Source organism: Streptomyces sp. NPDC102402 (genome assembly GCF_044765765.1).
Taxonomy (GTDB): Bacteria; Actinomycetota; Actinomycetes; order Streptomycetales; family Streptomycetaceae; genus Streptomyces.
The window spans coordinates 83523-97570 of record NZ_JBIWKR010000012.1; the positions used below are offsets into that span (position 1 = coordinate 83523).

10 protein-coding genes are annotated in these 14048 nt (G+C 72.8%); 7 read left to right on the forward strand and 3 right to left on the reverse strand.

Annotated features, from left to right (window positions below):
- Positions 1-78 precede the first annotated feature (78 nt).
- The 3 genes from ACIRJR_RS28350 (at position 79) to ACIRJR_RS28360 (ending at position 5636) form a co-directional block, all read left to right on the forward strand.
- Positions 79-3588 (forward strand): DNA polymerase III subunit alpha, encoded by a 3510-nt coding sequence (locus tag ACIRJR_RS28350; RefSeq protein ID WP_403785951.1) that lies wholly within the window; start codon positions 79-81, stop codon positions 3586-3588.
- Complete coding sequence (locus ACIRJR_RS28355; RefSeq protein WP_403785765.1) at positions 3585-4583, forward strand: hypothetical protein; 999 nt, start codon at positions 3585-3587, stop codon at positions 4581-4583. Before ACIRJR_RS28350 ends, ACIRJR_RS28355 begins: the two co-directional genes overlap by 4 nt.
- Positions 4584-4745: 162 nt before the next feature.
- On the forward strand, positions 4746-5636 hold the full coding sequence (locus ACIRJR_RS28360; RefSeq protein ID WP_403785767.1) for an esterase/lipase family protein: 891 nt from the start codon (positions 4746-4748) through the stop codon (positions 5634-5636).
- Between the two features lie 49 nt (positions 5637-5685).
- On the opposite strand, the gene ACIRJR_RS28365 is transcribed toward ACIRJR_RS28360, so the two are convergent.
- The 3 genes from ACIRJR_RS28365 to ACIRJR_RS28375 all read right to left on the reverse strand — a co-directional run bounded on the left by ACIRJR_RS28365 (position 5686) and on the right by ACIRJR_RS28375 (position 9437).
- Entirely contained in the window at positions 5686-6732 is a 1047-nt protein-coding gene (locus tag ACIRJR_RS28365) for a lytic polysaccharide monooxygenase (protein WP_403785769.1), read from the reverse strand.
- Positions 6733-6995: 263 nt separating this feature from the next.
- Positions 6996-8570, reverse strand: a complete 1575-nt coding sequence (locus ACIRJR_RS28370) for an alkaline phosphatase D family protein (RefSeq protein ID WP_403785771.1) — start codon at positions 8568-8570, stop codon at positions 6996-6998.
- Between the two features lie 126 nt (positions 8571-8696).
- Positions 8697-9437 carry a response regulator gene (locus tag ACIRJR_RS28375; RefSeq protein ID WP_403785773.1) on the reverse strand — a complete coding sequence of 247 codons (741 nt, stop codon included), beginning with the start codon at positions 9435-9437 and terminating at the stop codon, positions 8697-8699.
- Between the two features lie 89 nt (positions 9438-9526).
- Between ACIRJR_RS28375 and ACIRJR_RS28380 the strand changes: the two genes are divergently transcribed.
- Genes ACIRJR_RS28380 through ACIRJR_RS28395 form a run of 4 tightly spaced genes read left to right on the forward strand, consistent with a single transcriptional unit; the run spans position 9527 to position 14047 of the window.
- Positions 9527-10510 (forward strand): Bug family tripartite tricarboxylate transporter substrate binding protein, encoded by a 984-nt coding sequence (locus ACIRJR_RS28380; protein ID WP_403785775.1) that lies wholly within the window; start codon positions 9527-9529, stop codon positions 10508-10510.
- On the forward strand, positions 10507-11040 hold the full coding sequence (locus ACIRJR_RS28385; protein WP_403785777.1) for a tripartite tricarboxylate transporter TctB family protein: 534 nt from the start codon (positions 10507-10509) through the stop codon (positions 11038-11040). Before ACIRJR_RS28380 ends, ACIRJR_RS28385 begins: the two co-directional genes overlap by 4 nt.
- A gap of 3 nt (positions 11041-11043) precedes the next feature.
- Positions 11044-12531 carry a tripartite tricarboxylate transporter permease gene (locus ACIRJR_RS28390; RefSeq protein ID WP_403785779.1) on the forward strand — a complete coding sequence of 496 codons (1488 nt, stop codon included), beginning with the start codon at positions 11044-11046 and terminating at the stop codon, positions 12529-12531.
- A 34-nt stretch (positions 12532-12565) separates the two neighbouring features.
- Entirely contained in the window at positions 12566-14047 is a 1482-nt protein-coding gene (locus ACIRJR_RS28395; RefSeq protein WP_403785781.1) for a trifunctional class I SAM-dependent methyltransferase/NUDIX hydrolase/VOC family protein, read from the forward strand.
- Position 14048: the final 1 nt, after the last annotated feature.

Consider the following 14048-nt stretch of genomic DNA (forward strand, 5'->3'; position numbering starts at 1 on the left):
GTACGAACGTTCGAAACTTGGTCTATGGTGGAGAGCGAGGGGGTGGATGAGCGGTACGGATCGGTCCAGGAGGTGCGGATGTCGGGGTTCACGCATCTGCATACCGTCTCCGGGTTCTCCCTGCGGTACGGGGCGTCGCACCCGGAGCGGCTGGCCGAGCGTGCCGCCGAGCGGGGGATGGACGCCCTCGCGCTGACCGACCGCGACAGCCTCGCCGGTGCGGTCCGCTTCGCCAGGGCGTGCGAGAAGGCCGGGATCCGGCCGCTCTTCGGGGCGGAGCTCGCGGTGGCACCGCAGCCGGGGGGACTCGTGGTGGCGCGGCAGCCGGGGGTGGAGGGGCTCACCCGAAAGCCGCGCACGCCGGTCCGCGGAGGTGCCTTTGTCGATGAATCCGCACCCCGGGTCACCTTCCTCGCCCGGGACGGCGCCCGGGGCTGGGCCGAGCTGTGCCGGCTGGTCACCGCCGCCCACGCCCCGGACGCGGACGCCCCGGACGCCGGGCAGCCCCTGGTCGGACGGGCCGCGCTGCCCGCCGAAGGACTCACCGTGCTGCTCGGCCCCGCGTCCGAGGTGGGCGCCGCGCTGGCCGTGGGCCGCCCGGACCGGGCCGCCGCCCTGCTCGCCCCCTGGCGGGAGATCTACGGCGACGCCCTGCGCCTCGAAGCCGTCCACCACGGCCGTGAGGGCACCGGCCCCGGATCGCTGCGGCTCGCCGCCCGTACCGTCGGTTTTGCCGCCGAGCAGGGGGTGCGGGCTGTGCTGACCAACGCCGTCCGGTACGCCGACCCCGGGCAGGGCCCCGTCGCCGACGTACTCGACTCGGCCCGCCGGCTCGTCCCCGTCGACCCGCGCCGTTCCCCCCTCGACAGCGGTGAGCGCTGGCTCAAGGACGCCCGGGCGATGCGGGAGACCGCCGAGCGGATCACCTCTGCCGCGGGACTCGGGCAGGGCGCGGGGGAGCGGCTGCTCGGGGAGACCCGGCGCACCGCCGACGCCTGCGCCGTCGACCCGGCGGACGACCTGGGGCTGGGCAGCGTCCACTTCCCCGAGCCGCGCCTCGTCGGGGCCGGGCGGCGCACCGCCCAGCGGGTGCTCGCCTCGCGCGCCGCCGCGGGCATGGTGCGGCACGGCTACGACCGCAGACGCGACTACTGGGAGCGGATGCACCACGAGCTGGACATCATCGCCCACCACGGATTCGCCACGTACTTCCTGACGGTCTCCCAGGTCGTCGAGGACGTGAAGGGGATGGGCATACGGGTCGCCGCACGCGGTTCCGGGGCGGGCTCCCTGGTCAACCACCTCCTCGGGATCGCCCACGCCGACCCGCTCGAACACGGGCTGCTCATGGAGCGTTTCCTCTCCAAGCGGCGCTTCGTGCTGCCCGACATCGACATCGACGTCGAGTCGGCCCGCCGCCTGGACGTCTACCGCGCGATCATCGGCCGCTTCGGCGCCGAGCGGGTCGCGACCGTCTCCATGCCCGAGACCTACCGGGTGCGCCACGCCATCCGCGACGTCGGTGCCGCGCTCTCCATGGACCCGGCCGAGACCGACCGGCTCGCCAAGGCCTTCCCGCACATCCGGGCCATGGACGCGCGCGCCGCGATGGAGGAGCTGCCCGAACTGCGGGCCGTGGCCGGACGGAAGGAGAGGTACGGCCGGCTCTGGGAGCTGGTGGAGTCGCTGGACGCGCTGCCGCGTGGCATCGCCATGCACCCGTGCGGGGTGCTCCTCTCGGACGACTCCCTGCTGCGGCGTACTCCGGTCATGCCCACCAGCGGCGAGGGCTTCCCGATGGCGCAGTTCGACAAGGACGACGTGGAGCACCTCGGGCTGCTCAAGCTCGACGTGCTCGGCGTACGGATGCAGTCGGCGATGGCGCACGCGGTGACCGAGGTGAAGCGCGCCTCGGGGCAGGAGGTCGACCTCGACGCCGTGCCGCAGGGCGACCCGGAGACGTACCGGCTGATCCGGACCGCCGAGACGCTGGGGTGCTTCCAGATCGAGTCGCCGGGCCAGCGCGACCTGGTCGGGCGGCTCCAGCCCGCCACCTTCCACGACCTGGTGGTCGACATCTCGCTGTTCCGGCCGGGTCCGGTCGCCGCCGACATGGTGCGGCCGTTCATCGAGGCCAGGCACGGCCGCGCGCCCGTGCGCTATCCGCACCCCGACCTGGAGGGGGCGCTGCGCGACACCTACGGGGTGGTCGTCTTCCACGAGCAGATCATCGAGATGGTGAACATCATGACCGGCTGCGGACGAGGCGAGGCCGACCGGGTGCGGCGCGGGCTCTCCGACCCCGGGTCGCAGGCCCGGATCAGGGTCTGGTTCGCGCAGCGGGCGGCGCGGCGGAAGTACGGCGCCGAGGTGATCGCCCGCGCCTGGGAGATCATCGAGGCGTTCGGGAGCTACGGCTTCTGCAAGGCGCACGCGGTCGCCTTCGCCGTGCCGACGTACCAGTCGGCCTGGCTCAAGGCGCACCACCCGGCGGCCTTCTACGCCGGGCTGCTCACGCACGACCCCGGGATGTACCCGAAGCGGCTGCTCCTCGCGGACGCGCGACGGCGCGGGGTACCGGTGCTGCCGCTGGACGTGAACCGGTCGGCGGCCACCCATCGGATCGAACTGGTGTCTGGCGAAAATGGTGAGAAGTGGGGATTGCGGCTGGCACTCTCGGACGTCCACGGCATCAGTGAGGCCGAGGTCGCCCGGATCGAGGCCGGGCAGCCCTTCACCTCGCTGCTGGATTTCTGGCAGCGGGCCAGGCCGGGGAAACCGGCGGCCGAACGGCTGGCCCAGGTCGGCGCGCTGGACGCCTTCGGCGCCAACCGCCGGGACCTGCTGCTGCACCTGTCCGAACTCCACCGCGCCCAGCGCGGCTCCGGCTCCGGTGCGGCGGGCGCCCAGCTCCCGCTCGGCGGCGGGCACAGGACCGGCACCGTCGGGCTGCCCGACCTCAACGACGCCGAACGCCTCAGCGCCGAACTCGGCGTCCTCAGCATGGACGTGTCCCGCCATCTGATGGGCGATCACCACGCCTTCCTGGAGGAGCTGGGCGCGGTCTCCGCCAAGCGGCTGCGGGAGGCGGCGCACGGGGAGACCGTGCTGGTCGCCGGTGCCAAGGTGGCCACCCAGACCCCGCCGGTCCGCTCCGGGCGCCGGGTCATCTTCACCACCCTGGACGACGGGACGGGCCTGGTCGACCTCGCCTTCTTCGACGACAGCCACGCCGCCTGCGCGCACACCGTCTTCCACTCCTGGCTGCTGCTGGTGCGCGGGGTGGTCCAGCGGCGGGGTGCGCGCAGCATGAGTGTGGTCGGCTCGGCGGCCTGGAACCTGGCGGAGCTGGCCGAACTCCGGCGCACCGGCGGCCTCGACGCGGTCGCGGCACGGCTGGCGGAGGTGCCCGCCGACGGGGAGGGTGCCTCCGGAGAGGAAGCGGATCCCGGGGCGGAGGCTCCCGGCCGCCGGATCCAGCTGCCGACCGGCTACGAGATGAATCCCTGGTCCGACCTCCAGCCGGCCGGTGAAGGGCCGCCCACCGGAAGGAAGCTGTGGCACCGGAGTCAGGGGAGCGCGGGATGAGCGACCAGCCGGCCGTCCTGTGCCTGCGGTTCCGCCGGATCGGCGGCGGACTGCCGGACAGCGCGGCCTACGAGGGGCTGCTCGCCCTTCTCGGGGCGTTCACCCCGGTCGTCGAGGCGGCCCCGCCCGGCGCCGCGCTCGCCGATGTGAGCGGCGCGCTGCGCTACTTCGGGCAGGACGCGGCAGGCCTGGCCTCCGTGATCCGGGTGCGCGCCCTCGCCCTGCACGGCGTGGACTGCGCGATCGGGGCGGCCGCCAACCCGATGCTGGCCAGGATGGCCGCGCGGCAGGCGACGGACGGAACCACCTTCGTGGTGCCCCCCGGTGAGCACGCCGGATTCCTCGCGTCCAGGCCCGCAGCCGCACTGGACGGTGTCGGAGCCGCGACCGCGCGCACCCTGTGCGGATACGGGCTCGACTCCATCGGCCGGATCGCCGCCGCGCCCCTCGCCACCCTGCAGCGGATCACCGGGGTGCGGACCGGGCGCGAGCTGTGGGAGCGGGCCAACGGCATCGACCGTACGCGGGTCGTGCCGAACGCGGCCGCCCGGTCGATCGCCGCCGAACGCTCCTTCCCCCGCGACGAACTGGACCCGGAGCAGCACCGCCGCGCGCTGCTCTCGCTCACCGAGGAGCTGGGGGCGAGGCTGCGCGGCGACGGGCAGGTGTGCCGCTCGCTCGCGGTCTCCGTGCGCTACGCCGACCGGACCGGCTACGCGACGCTGACCCGCAGCCGTACGCTCACGGAGCCCACCGCCCACTCGGTGGCGCTGACCTCGCTCGCGTACCGGATCCAGGACTCCTTCGCCCTGCAACGGGCGCGGGTGCGGGGGATCGGCCTGCGGGCGGAGGGGCTCCAGGACGCGGAACGCGCCGCCCGGCAGCTCACCTTCGATCCGGTGGACGAACGGGCCCGGCAGATCGAGGCCGTCTCCGACCGGCTGCGGGCCAGGTTCGGTCCGGGGGCCGTGAAGCCGGGGCGGCTCGCGGCCTGACCCGTCGGCGGCCCGGGATGTTTTTACCGACGCGTAACTTCCCCAGCGGCCCTACCGATGCGTAACTTGGCATGAGCACGTTGAAAATGTGAGATCCGCTGTGGTCCGGACCGCAGGGCGCACCGACATCGCAACTCCCTTGAGCCGCAAGGAGAACACCCGATGCTGCCCTGGACCCGTGCCCCGCGCACCCCACGCGCTCGCCGCACGCTTGCCGCGCTGCTCCTCACCCTCGCCGCGCTCGTCGCCCCCACGGCGACCGCGACCGCCGCTCCCGCCCAGGCCGCCGCTCCGTCCCGTGGATGGAACGACTACGCCTGCAAGCCCTCCGCAGCCCACCCCCGCCCGGTCGTCCTCGTCCACGGGACCTTCGGGAACTCGGTCGACAACTGGCTGGTCCTCGCGCCGTACCTCGTCAGCCGGGGCTACTGCGTCTTCTCGCTCGACTACGGACAGCTCCCGGGTGTGCCGTTCTTCAACGGACTCGGCCCGATCGACAAGTCGGCAGGACAGCTCGACGTCTTCGTCGACAAGGTGCTCGGGGCCACCGGCGCCCCGAAGGCCGACCTCGTCGGCCATTCCCAGGGCGGCATGATGCCCAACTACTACCTGAAGTTCCTCGGCGGCGCCGCGAAGGTGAACGCCCTCGTCGGGATCGCCCCCGACAACCACGGCACCACGCTCCTGGGCCTCACGAAGCTGCTGCCGTACTTCCCCGGGGTCGAGGACCTCCTCACCATGAACACCCCCGGCCTCGCCGACCAGGTCGCCGGCTCCGCCTTCATCACCAAGCTCAACGCGGGCGGCGACACCGTGCCCGGGGTCCGCTACACCGTCATCGCGACCCGGTACGACGAGGTCGTCACCCCGTACCGCACGCAGTACCTGAGTGGGCCGGACGTACGCAACGTCCTGCTCCAGGACCTGTGCCCGGTCGACCTGTCCGAGCACGTCGCGATCGGGACCATCGACAGGATCGCCTTCCACGAAGTGGCGAACGCCCTCGACCCGGCGCGCGCCACCCCGACCACCTGCGCCTCGGCCGTGAGCTGAGAACGCGCTGCCGGGCCCCCGGTGTGACGGGAGCCCGGCAGCCGCGTGATCAGGCGCGGTGCGCGCCGCCCGAGGACCGGCGCCGGACCGAGACGAACAGGGCGCTCGCACCGAGGGCCAGCGCGGCGGCTCCGCCCATCGCGAGGTACGAGGTGCTGCTGCCACCCGTCTCGGCCAGCACGTCGTCGGCGGGCACGGCGTCCGCCGGGGAGGCGGCGACGTTGTTCGGCTCGGGCGCGTTCGCTCCGGCGTCCTCGGCGTTGCCCGTGTCCCCGGCCGGGGCGGCCGCCTCGGTCACCTCCGCGCCGGTCGCCGCGTCGTCGTCACCGTGGCCGTGGTGCTCGACGGAGGACTTCTCCGCGCCCTCGTCGATCTCCTCCTCGGACGGGGCGGACGCGGCCGGGGCCGGGGCCGCCTCCGTGGTGTCCTCGCCTCCACCGGCGCTCCCGCCGCCGAAGACCACGTCGGAGCAGGCGTAGAAGGCCTCGGGGGAGTCCGACCGCTGCCAGACCGTGTAGATCAACTGCCGTCCGGACGCCTGCGGCACGGTTCCGTCGAAGACGTACGACCCGTTCACCAGCGTCGGGTCGGTGGCCGTGGCGAACGGCTTCTCCTGGAGGTCCGACCACTTCAGGGGCTGCGCCGGGTCGTAACCCGCCTTGGTGAGGTAGAGCTCGAACGTGCCCTTGTGCGGAGCGGTCGCCCGGAACTCGAAGGTGTGGCCGCCCGCCTTCATGGGCGTGGACGGCCAGTCGGCACGCGGCAGGTCGAGGCCCTTGAACTTGTCGTTGCCCGCGCTGCACAGCTTGCCGTCCGGGATGAGCTGACGGTGGTTGCCCGCCGCGTTGGCGATGTTCACGCCGTTCCAGTCGTACAGCGCCTGGGTCCCGCCGGACGCCACCGCGGCCTTGCAGGCCGCCGACCGCGGGTTCTCCGGCCCCTCCGCGAAGCAGGCCGAGACCCGGCTGACCGGATCGCTCAGCGAACCGTGGGCGGCGGCCGGCGCGGCGGCGAGCCCGGTCAGCGCGAGAGGCGCGACGCCCAGCGCGACGATGCTTCCGGCGACCCTGCGGCGGGCGGTGGTGATGACGGCCATGGTGGTGGTTCTCCTTCGGCGGCACGGCTGTTGACCAGGTGGTGATCAGCAAGCTAGCCGCCGCGGAGACGGGATCCGGGCACGAGAAGGCGCAGGTGGGGATCGTTATGGTGGGCTTAAGGGACGGTTAGGGGAGGGCTCAGGAAGCCCCGGTCGCGTACCTCCCGGGGGCGGCCCCTGACCCTCCGCGTGGAGGACCGGCGACGCCCCCGGCCGGGCTGTCCCTCCGGACGGCCCCGCCCGGCAGCCGGGACGGCGGGGCGTCAGACCTGCACACCCGGCGTGCCGTCCTCCACGACCACGCTCGCGCGCGTGCTGATGGTGGCGTCCGGCTTCGTCACGAAGGGCAGGACGCGGAAGTCGGTCGTCCACCGCTCGCGGTTCACCGTCACGCGGGCGTAACCGCGCTGGCTGTTGAAGAACTTCATGTGCGGGTTGGCCGCGAGGAACGTCTGGCCCTGGGCCGTCATGTCGGCGCCGTCGCCGCCGCTCGTGACCGAGGTGCCCACGAACTCCGAACCCACGGTCGCCGACTCCGGGTCGGCGTAGTCGCGCTTCAGGTCCCAGGCGTAGTTCTGGTGGCGGTCGCCCGTGATGACGACCAGGTTGCGCACACCGCGGGTGTCCGCCTCCGCCAGCAGCCGGTTGCGCTCGGCGACGTAGCCGTCCCAGGGGTCGGTCCAGACCGTCGTACCGGTGCCCGGGTCCTGGTCGGTCTGGCCCATCGGTGCCTGGTTGCCGAGGATCTGCCAGCGTGCCTGCGAGCGGCTGAAGCCGTTGAGCACCCAGTCCCGCTGCCGGGACCCGAGCAGGGTGCGGTTCTCGTCGAAGCGGTCGGCGCAGTCGGCCGTGGTGCCGTCGCCGCAGGCCTGGTCGTCACGGTACTGGCGGGTGTCGAGCATGGTGAAGTCGGCGAGCCGGCCGTAGGGGAGCCGGCGGTACATCTGCACGTCGGGGCCGTCGGGCAGCTGGGTGCGGCGCAGCGGTGCGTGCTCGTAGAGGGCCTGGAAGGCGGCGGCCCGGCGCAGCAGGAAGGTTTTCGGGTCCTCGTCGTTCTCGGAGGTCTCGTCCGCCCAGTTGTTCTCCACCTCGTGGTCGTCGAAGGTCATGATCCACGGGAAGTTGGCGTGTGCCTCGCGCAGCGGTGCCTCGGACTTGTAGAGGCCGTACTGCAGCCGGTAGCGCGCGAGGTCGAGGGTCTCCGTGTGGAACTTCGGGTCGGTGCTCACCCCGCGCTTGTTCGTCTTGACGCCGGACTCGTAGAGGTAGTCACCGAGGTGCACCACCAGGTCCAGGTCCTCCTGCGCCATGTGGTGGTACGCGGTGAAGTAGCCGTCCTGCCAGGCCTGGCAGGACGCGAAGGCGAACTTCAGCTCGCGCGGGGAGTGCCACGGGGCGGGCGTGGTGCGCGTGCGCCCCACGGGGGAGATCGAGGAGCCGGCCTTGAAGCGGAACCAGTACGTGCGGTCCGGTGCGAGCCCGTGCACCTCGGGGTGGACGGAGTGCGCGAGTTCGGGGGACGCGACGACGCTGCCGCGGCGCACGACGCGGCGGAACCGCTCGTCGAGGGCCACCTCGTACGCGACGCGGACGGGCTTCGCCGGCATACCGCCCATGCCGTCCGCGGCGAAGGGGTCGGGCGCCAGACGCGTCCACAGCACGAAGCCGTCGGACGCCGGGTCGCCGGAGGCGACGCCGAGGGTGAACGGGTCACCCTTCAGGGCGGGCGCGGCGAACGCGGACTCGGTCTCCCACGCCCCCGTCCCGAGCATCAGCGCTGCGGCTGCCGCCCCGCCGAATCCGAACATCTGCCTGCGGGACACGGAATACGCGACCACGGGTCCTCCTCGGTTGATCTGCGCCAACCTGGAACACGCTGCCGGTAGTTGATGTCATGCTCACACGCAGCGTATGGCCGGGGACCGAGCGATACATGAACAGGACAGCTATAGGGCGGGAGAGGCTCAGGACACCGCGCGGTAGCGCCGCTCGGGCCGGCCCGTCCCGCCGTACCGCAGTGACACCTCGGCCCGCCCCGTCACCGCGAAGTACTCCAGGTAGCGGCGCGCGCTGACCCGGGACAGGGAGCCGGCCTCGGCGCACTCGGAGGCCGAGAGGCCCGCGGGGTGCTCGCGCAGGACGCGTTCGACCAGGTCCGCGGTATGGGCCGCCAGCCCCTTGGGGAGTTCTCGGGAGCCCGGCGGGCGGGTGCCGAAGATGCGGTCCACGTCCTCCTGGCGGGCTTCCCGGCAGGCCTCGTCCAGCGCGTCCAGGCGGTTGCGCAGCGAGGCCACGTGCTGCAGCTGCTCCTGCAGGGCCGAGCGGTGGAAGGGCTTGATCAGGTAGTGGAGGGCGCCCGCCCGCAGGGCCGCCCTGACCACCCCGGCGTCGCGGGCCGCCGTGATGAAGAGGGCGTCCGTGCTGTGGGTGCCGCCCTCCCGCTCCTCGGCCGCGCGCAGTTCCCGCAGCACCTGGATCCCGTCCATGTCGGGGAGATAGATGTCGAGCAGGACCAGGTCGGGACGGAGCCGGCGGGCCGCGCGCAGGGCTTCGGTGCCCGTGTGGGCCACACCGACGACCGTAAAACCGTCCAATGCGGACACATACCGGCTGTGCAGCTTCGCGACCATGAAGTCGTCGTCCACCACCAGCACGTTCGTCACGCCGACACGGTAGGGCGCGACCACAACGACCACAACGTCCATTGATTCCGGAACGGCGACAGCGCGTCGACGCGCGGGCAACATGTGGGCCACCTCACACCCCTCCCCTACGGCTCGAAAGGCGGCACCCGGTGCGACCGCGCACACCACTCGCCCTGTTCGGGGCGGCGCTGCTGGTGGTCGTCGGGCCGCCCCTGCTCTCCTCCGGCAGCGGCTCCGACACCGGCACGCAGATCCCCGGACTGCGCTTCATGGTTCCCAACACACCCGGCGGCGGTTACGACATCACCGCGCGCACCGCGGCGAAGAACGCCGAGGACGCCGGACTCACCCACGGCATCGAGGTGTTCAACCTGCCCGGCGCGGGCGGCACCGTCGGAGTGACCCGGCTGGTCGCGGAGCGCGGCAACGGCAAGCTCGCCATGTCCATGGGCCTCGGCGTCGTCGGCGCCGTCCACACCAACAAGTCGCCCAAGACCCTCGCCGACACGACCCCGATCGCCCGGCTCACCGAGGAGCAGGACATCGTCGTCGTCGCGAAGGACTCCCCGTACCGGACGATCGGCGAGCTGCTCACCGCCTGGAGGAAGGACCCGGGGAAGATCCCGGTCGGCGGCGGGTCCTCGCCCGGCGGACCGGACCACCTGGCCCCCATGCTGATGGCGAAGGCCGCCGGGATCGCCCCGAAGGAGGTCAACTACGTCCCCTTCGACGGCGGCGGCGAACTCCTCGCCTCGATCCTCGGCGACAAGGTCGGCTTCGGCGTCTCGGGCGTCGGCGAGTACCTCGACCAGATCGAGGCCGGTGAGCTGCGGCTGCTCGCCGTCACCGGACCGAAGCGGGTCCCCGGCCTCGACGCGCCCACCCTCCGCGAGGCCGGACTCGACACCGACTTCACCAACTGGCGCGGCATCGTCGCCCCGCCGGGACTCTCCGAGGCCGAACGCGACAAACTCGTCGGGCTGGTGAGCGAACTGCACGCCTCGAAGCAGTGGCGCGACTCCATGGAGAAGAACGGCTGGGACGACGCCTTCCTCACCGGCGACGACTTCGGCGACTTCCTGGACGGCCAGGACCGCCGGGTCGCCACCGTCCTCGAGGAGCTGGGACTGTGAGCGACGAGACGACCACCCCTTCCCGGCCCACCGGTGCGCGCACCTGGCTGCGCGAGCACTCCGAACTCGGCGTCTGCGTCCTGCTGCTCGTGCTGGGCGTCCTCGTCCTGACCGACGCCCTGACGATGAGCGTCGACATCACCCAGCGCGGACCCGTCGGCCCGAAGACCGTCCCCGTCGCCGTGGGCACCGGACTGCTCGCCGTCGCCGTGCTGCTGGCCGTCGACGTCCTGCGGGGCGGCCGCGGCGAGGCGGAGGCCGGCGAGGACGTCGACCTCGGCGAACCCGCCGACCGGCGCACCGTCGCCCTGCTCACCGGCGTCTTCCTGGCCTTCGCCGTCCTCATCGGCCCGCTCGGCTTCCCGATCTCCGGCGCCCTGCTCTTCTGGGGCTCCGCCTACGCGCTCGGCAGCCGCCACCTCGACCGCGATCCGCTCATCGCGGCCGGACTGTCCCTGGTGACCTACTTCGTCTTCGACAACCTGCTCGGGGTGCCCCTCCCGGGCGGCCCGCTGATGGGGGTGCTCTGACCGATGGATTCCCTCAACTCCCTCATCGACGGCTTCGGCACGGCGCTCACACCGGTCAACCTGCTCTGGGCGGCGCTCGGCGTCCTGCTCGGCACCGCGATCGGCGTACTCCCCGGGATCGGTCCCGCCATGGCCGTGGCGCTGCTGCTGCCGGTGACGTACGGCCTCGAACCGACCGGTGCCTTCATCATGTTCGCCGGGATCTACTACGGCGCGATGTTCGGCGGCTCCACCACCTCGATCCTCCTCAACACCCCGGGGGAGAGCGCGGCCGTCGTCGCGGCGATCGAGGGCAACCCGATGGCGAAGGCCGGGCGCGGCGCGCAGGCGCTCGCCGCGGCGGCCGTCGGCCACTTCGCCGGAGGCATGATCGGCACGATCCTGCTGGTCGTCCTCGCCCCGACCGTCGCCTCGCTGGCCGTCGACATCGGCGCCCCCGACTACTTCGCCCTCATGGTGCTGGCCTTCATCGCCGTCACCTCCGTCCTCGGCTCGTCCCGGATCCGCGGCCTCGCCTCGCTCCTCATCGGCCTCACCATCGGCCTCGTCGGACTGGACCAGATGACGGGGCAGCAGCGGCTGACCTTCGGCTCGCTCCAACTGGCCGACGGCATCGACGTGGTGATCGTGGCCGTCGGGCTCTTCGCCATCGGGGAAGCACTCTGGGTCGCCGCACACCTGCGCCGCACCAGCGGGAAGCCGATCCCCGTCGGCCGCCCCTGGCTGGGAGGGGACGACGTCCGGCGCACCTGGAAGTCCTGGCTGCGCGGACCCCTCATCGGCTTCCCGTTCGGGGCGATCCCGGCGGGTGGCGCGGAGATCCCCACCTTCCTCTCCTACGTCACGGAGAAGCGGCTCTCCAAGCACCCCGACGAATTCGGCAAGGGCGCCATCGAGGGCGTCGCCGGACCGGAGTCCGCGGCCTCCGCCTCCGCCGCCGGAACCCTGGTCTCCATGCTCACGCTCGGCCTGCCCACCACGGCCGTCGCCGCAGTCATGCTGGCCGCCTTCCAGCAGTACGGCATCCAGCCCGGCCCCCTGCTGTTCGAGCGTGAACCCGAGCTGGTCTGGGGACTGATCGCCTCGCTCTTCGTCGGCATGGTGCTGCTGCTCGCACTGAACCTGCCCCTCGCCCCGCTCTGGGCGAAGCTGCTGAAGATCCCGCGCCCCTACCTCTACGCGGGCATCCTCTTCTTCGCCGCGGTCGGCGCGTACGCCGTCGGCGGGGAGGCCGTCGACCTGGTGATCCTGCTGGTGATCGGGCTGATCGGCTTCGGAATGCGGCGCTACGGACTGCCGGTGCTGCCCGCGATCATCGCGGTCATCCTCGGCCCGTCCGCCGAACAGCAGCTGCGGCGCGCCCTGCAGATCAGCGACGGCAGCGTGACGGGACTGGTCAACACCCCGTTCTCCGTCACCGTGTACGCCGTCGTCGCGCTGATCCTCGCGTGGCCCCTGGCGCGGAAGGTGCTGGGACGGCTCCGGGCATGACGGACTGTCGGCGGCGGCTGAGAGGATGCCGGGTATGACCACGATCGACTGGGACGCCGCCGCCGACTCCTTCGACGAGGAGCCCGACCACGGTCTCCGCGACCCGGTGGTCCGCAGCGCGTGGGCCCAGCGGATGGAGACCTGGCTGCCCACCGCGCGCTCCGCGGTCCTCGACCTCGGGTGCGGTACGGGCAGCCTCTCCCTGCTCGTCGCCGGACAGGGACACCGGGTCACCGCCGTCGACCGGTCGCCGCGCATGGTGGAGCGGGCGCGGGCCAAGCTGGCGGGGACCGGCACCGAGGTGCTCGTCGGCGACGCGGGACACCCTCCGGTCGGCCCGCAGCGGTTCGACGTGATCCTCGCCCGGCACACGGTGTGGCTGCTGCCCGACCCCGCGGCCGCCCTGCGGCACTGGTTCTCGCTGCTGCGGCCGGGCGGCCGGCTGGTCCTGATCGAAGGCGTGTGGAACGGCACCGGCCTCTCCGCGGCCCGGCTCACCGCACTCCTCGCCGCGCACACGGAGCGCGTCCACCACGAGCCGCTCTCCGAGGACTCACGGCTCTGGGGCAAGGAGGTCGACGACGAGCGGTACGCCCTGGTGGCCCGGGCCGAGCCTCCCCTCCGGCACCGCGAGGTCGTCGACGTCCACCTGATCCTGCGCCGGGGCCCCGACGTCCTGCTCGCCCGGCGGTCCGGCACGGGATACGCGGACGGGCTGCTCCACGCCCCCTCAGGCCACACGGAGGACGGCGAGGACGTCCGGGCGGCCATGATCCGGGAGACCGCCGAGGAGATCGGCGTCGAGCTGGATCCGGAGGAGCTCCGGGTGGCGCTGGTCATGCAGCACCGCGGGCCTGGCGGGAACCCCCGGATCGGCTGGTTCTTCGAAGCTGCCTACGACCCAGCCCGCCCGCCCCGCAACGCGGAGCCGGACAAGTGCTCCGAGCTGGACTGGTTCCCCCTGGACGCGCTGCCCGACGACATGGTCGCGTACTGCCGTGCGGGCCTGGACGGTTACCGCGCCGAGCAGCGCTTCCTGATCCACTGGCACGAGGACGCCGACACCGTCGCCTACGCACCGCTGGGGACACGGCGCGCCGTCCCGCTGCCGGTGGCCGCCGCCCCCACCGGCCGTCTCCACCACGTCGCGCTGTGCGTGCCCGACCTCGCGCAGGCCGCCGCGGAATGGGGCTGGCTGCTCGGCCGGCTGGGCCATGTCCCGTACCAGAGCTGGGCGTACGGCCGGAGCTGGCGGCGGGGCGACAGCTATGTCGTGGTCGAGCACGCACCCGGCCTGCCCGAGAGCCCGGGTTCCGGTGCCGCCCGCCCGGCGTTCCACGTCCGGGACCGTACCGTGCTCGCCACCCTGCTGGCGCAGGCCCCGCACCACGGCTGGCGGCCGTGCACACCGGACCACCACGCGTACGCCGAGGACGCCGGCCCCGGCGTGGCCCGTCTGGTGAACACCGCCGGTCAGGAGGTGGAGTTGGTCGCACCCTTCCGGTCCGGTACGTGAG

What these genes read in the sequence shown, in the direction of transcription:
- ACIRJR_RS28350 (WP_403785951.1), top strand. Translation starts at nt 79, where the DNA reads ATGTCGGGGTTCACGCATCTGCATACCGTCTCCGGGTTCTCCCTGCGG.
- ACIRJR_RS28355 (WP_403785765.1), top strand. Translation starts at nt 3,585, where the DNA reads ATGAGCGACCAGCCGGCCGTCCTGTGCCTGCGGTTCCGCCGGATCGGC.
- ACIRJR_RS28360 (WP_403785767.1), top strand. Translation starts at nt 4,746, where the DNA reads ATGCTGCCCTGGACCCGTGCCCCGCGCACCCCACGCGCTCGCCGCACG.
- ACIRJR_RS28365 (WP_403785769.1), bottom strand. Translation starts at nt 6,732, where the DNA reads ATGGCCGTCATCACCACCGCCCGCCGCAGGGTCGCCGGAAGCATCGTC.
- ACIRJR_RS28375 (WP_403785773.1), bottom strand. Translation starts at nt 9,437, where the DNA reads ATGGACGTTGTGGTCGTTGTGGTCGCGCCCTACCGTGTCGGCGTGACG.
- ACIRJR_RS28390 (WP_403785779.1), top strand. Translation starts at nt 11,044, where the DNA reads ATGGATTCCCTCAACTCCCTCATCGACGGCTTCGGCACGGCGCTCACA.
- ACIRJR_RS28395 (WP_403785781.1), top strand. Translation starts at nt 12,566, where the DNA reads ATGACCACGATCGACTGGGACGCCGCCGCCGACTCCTTCGACGAGGAG.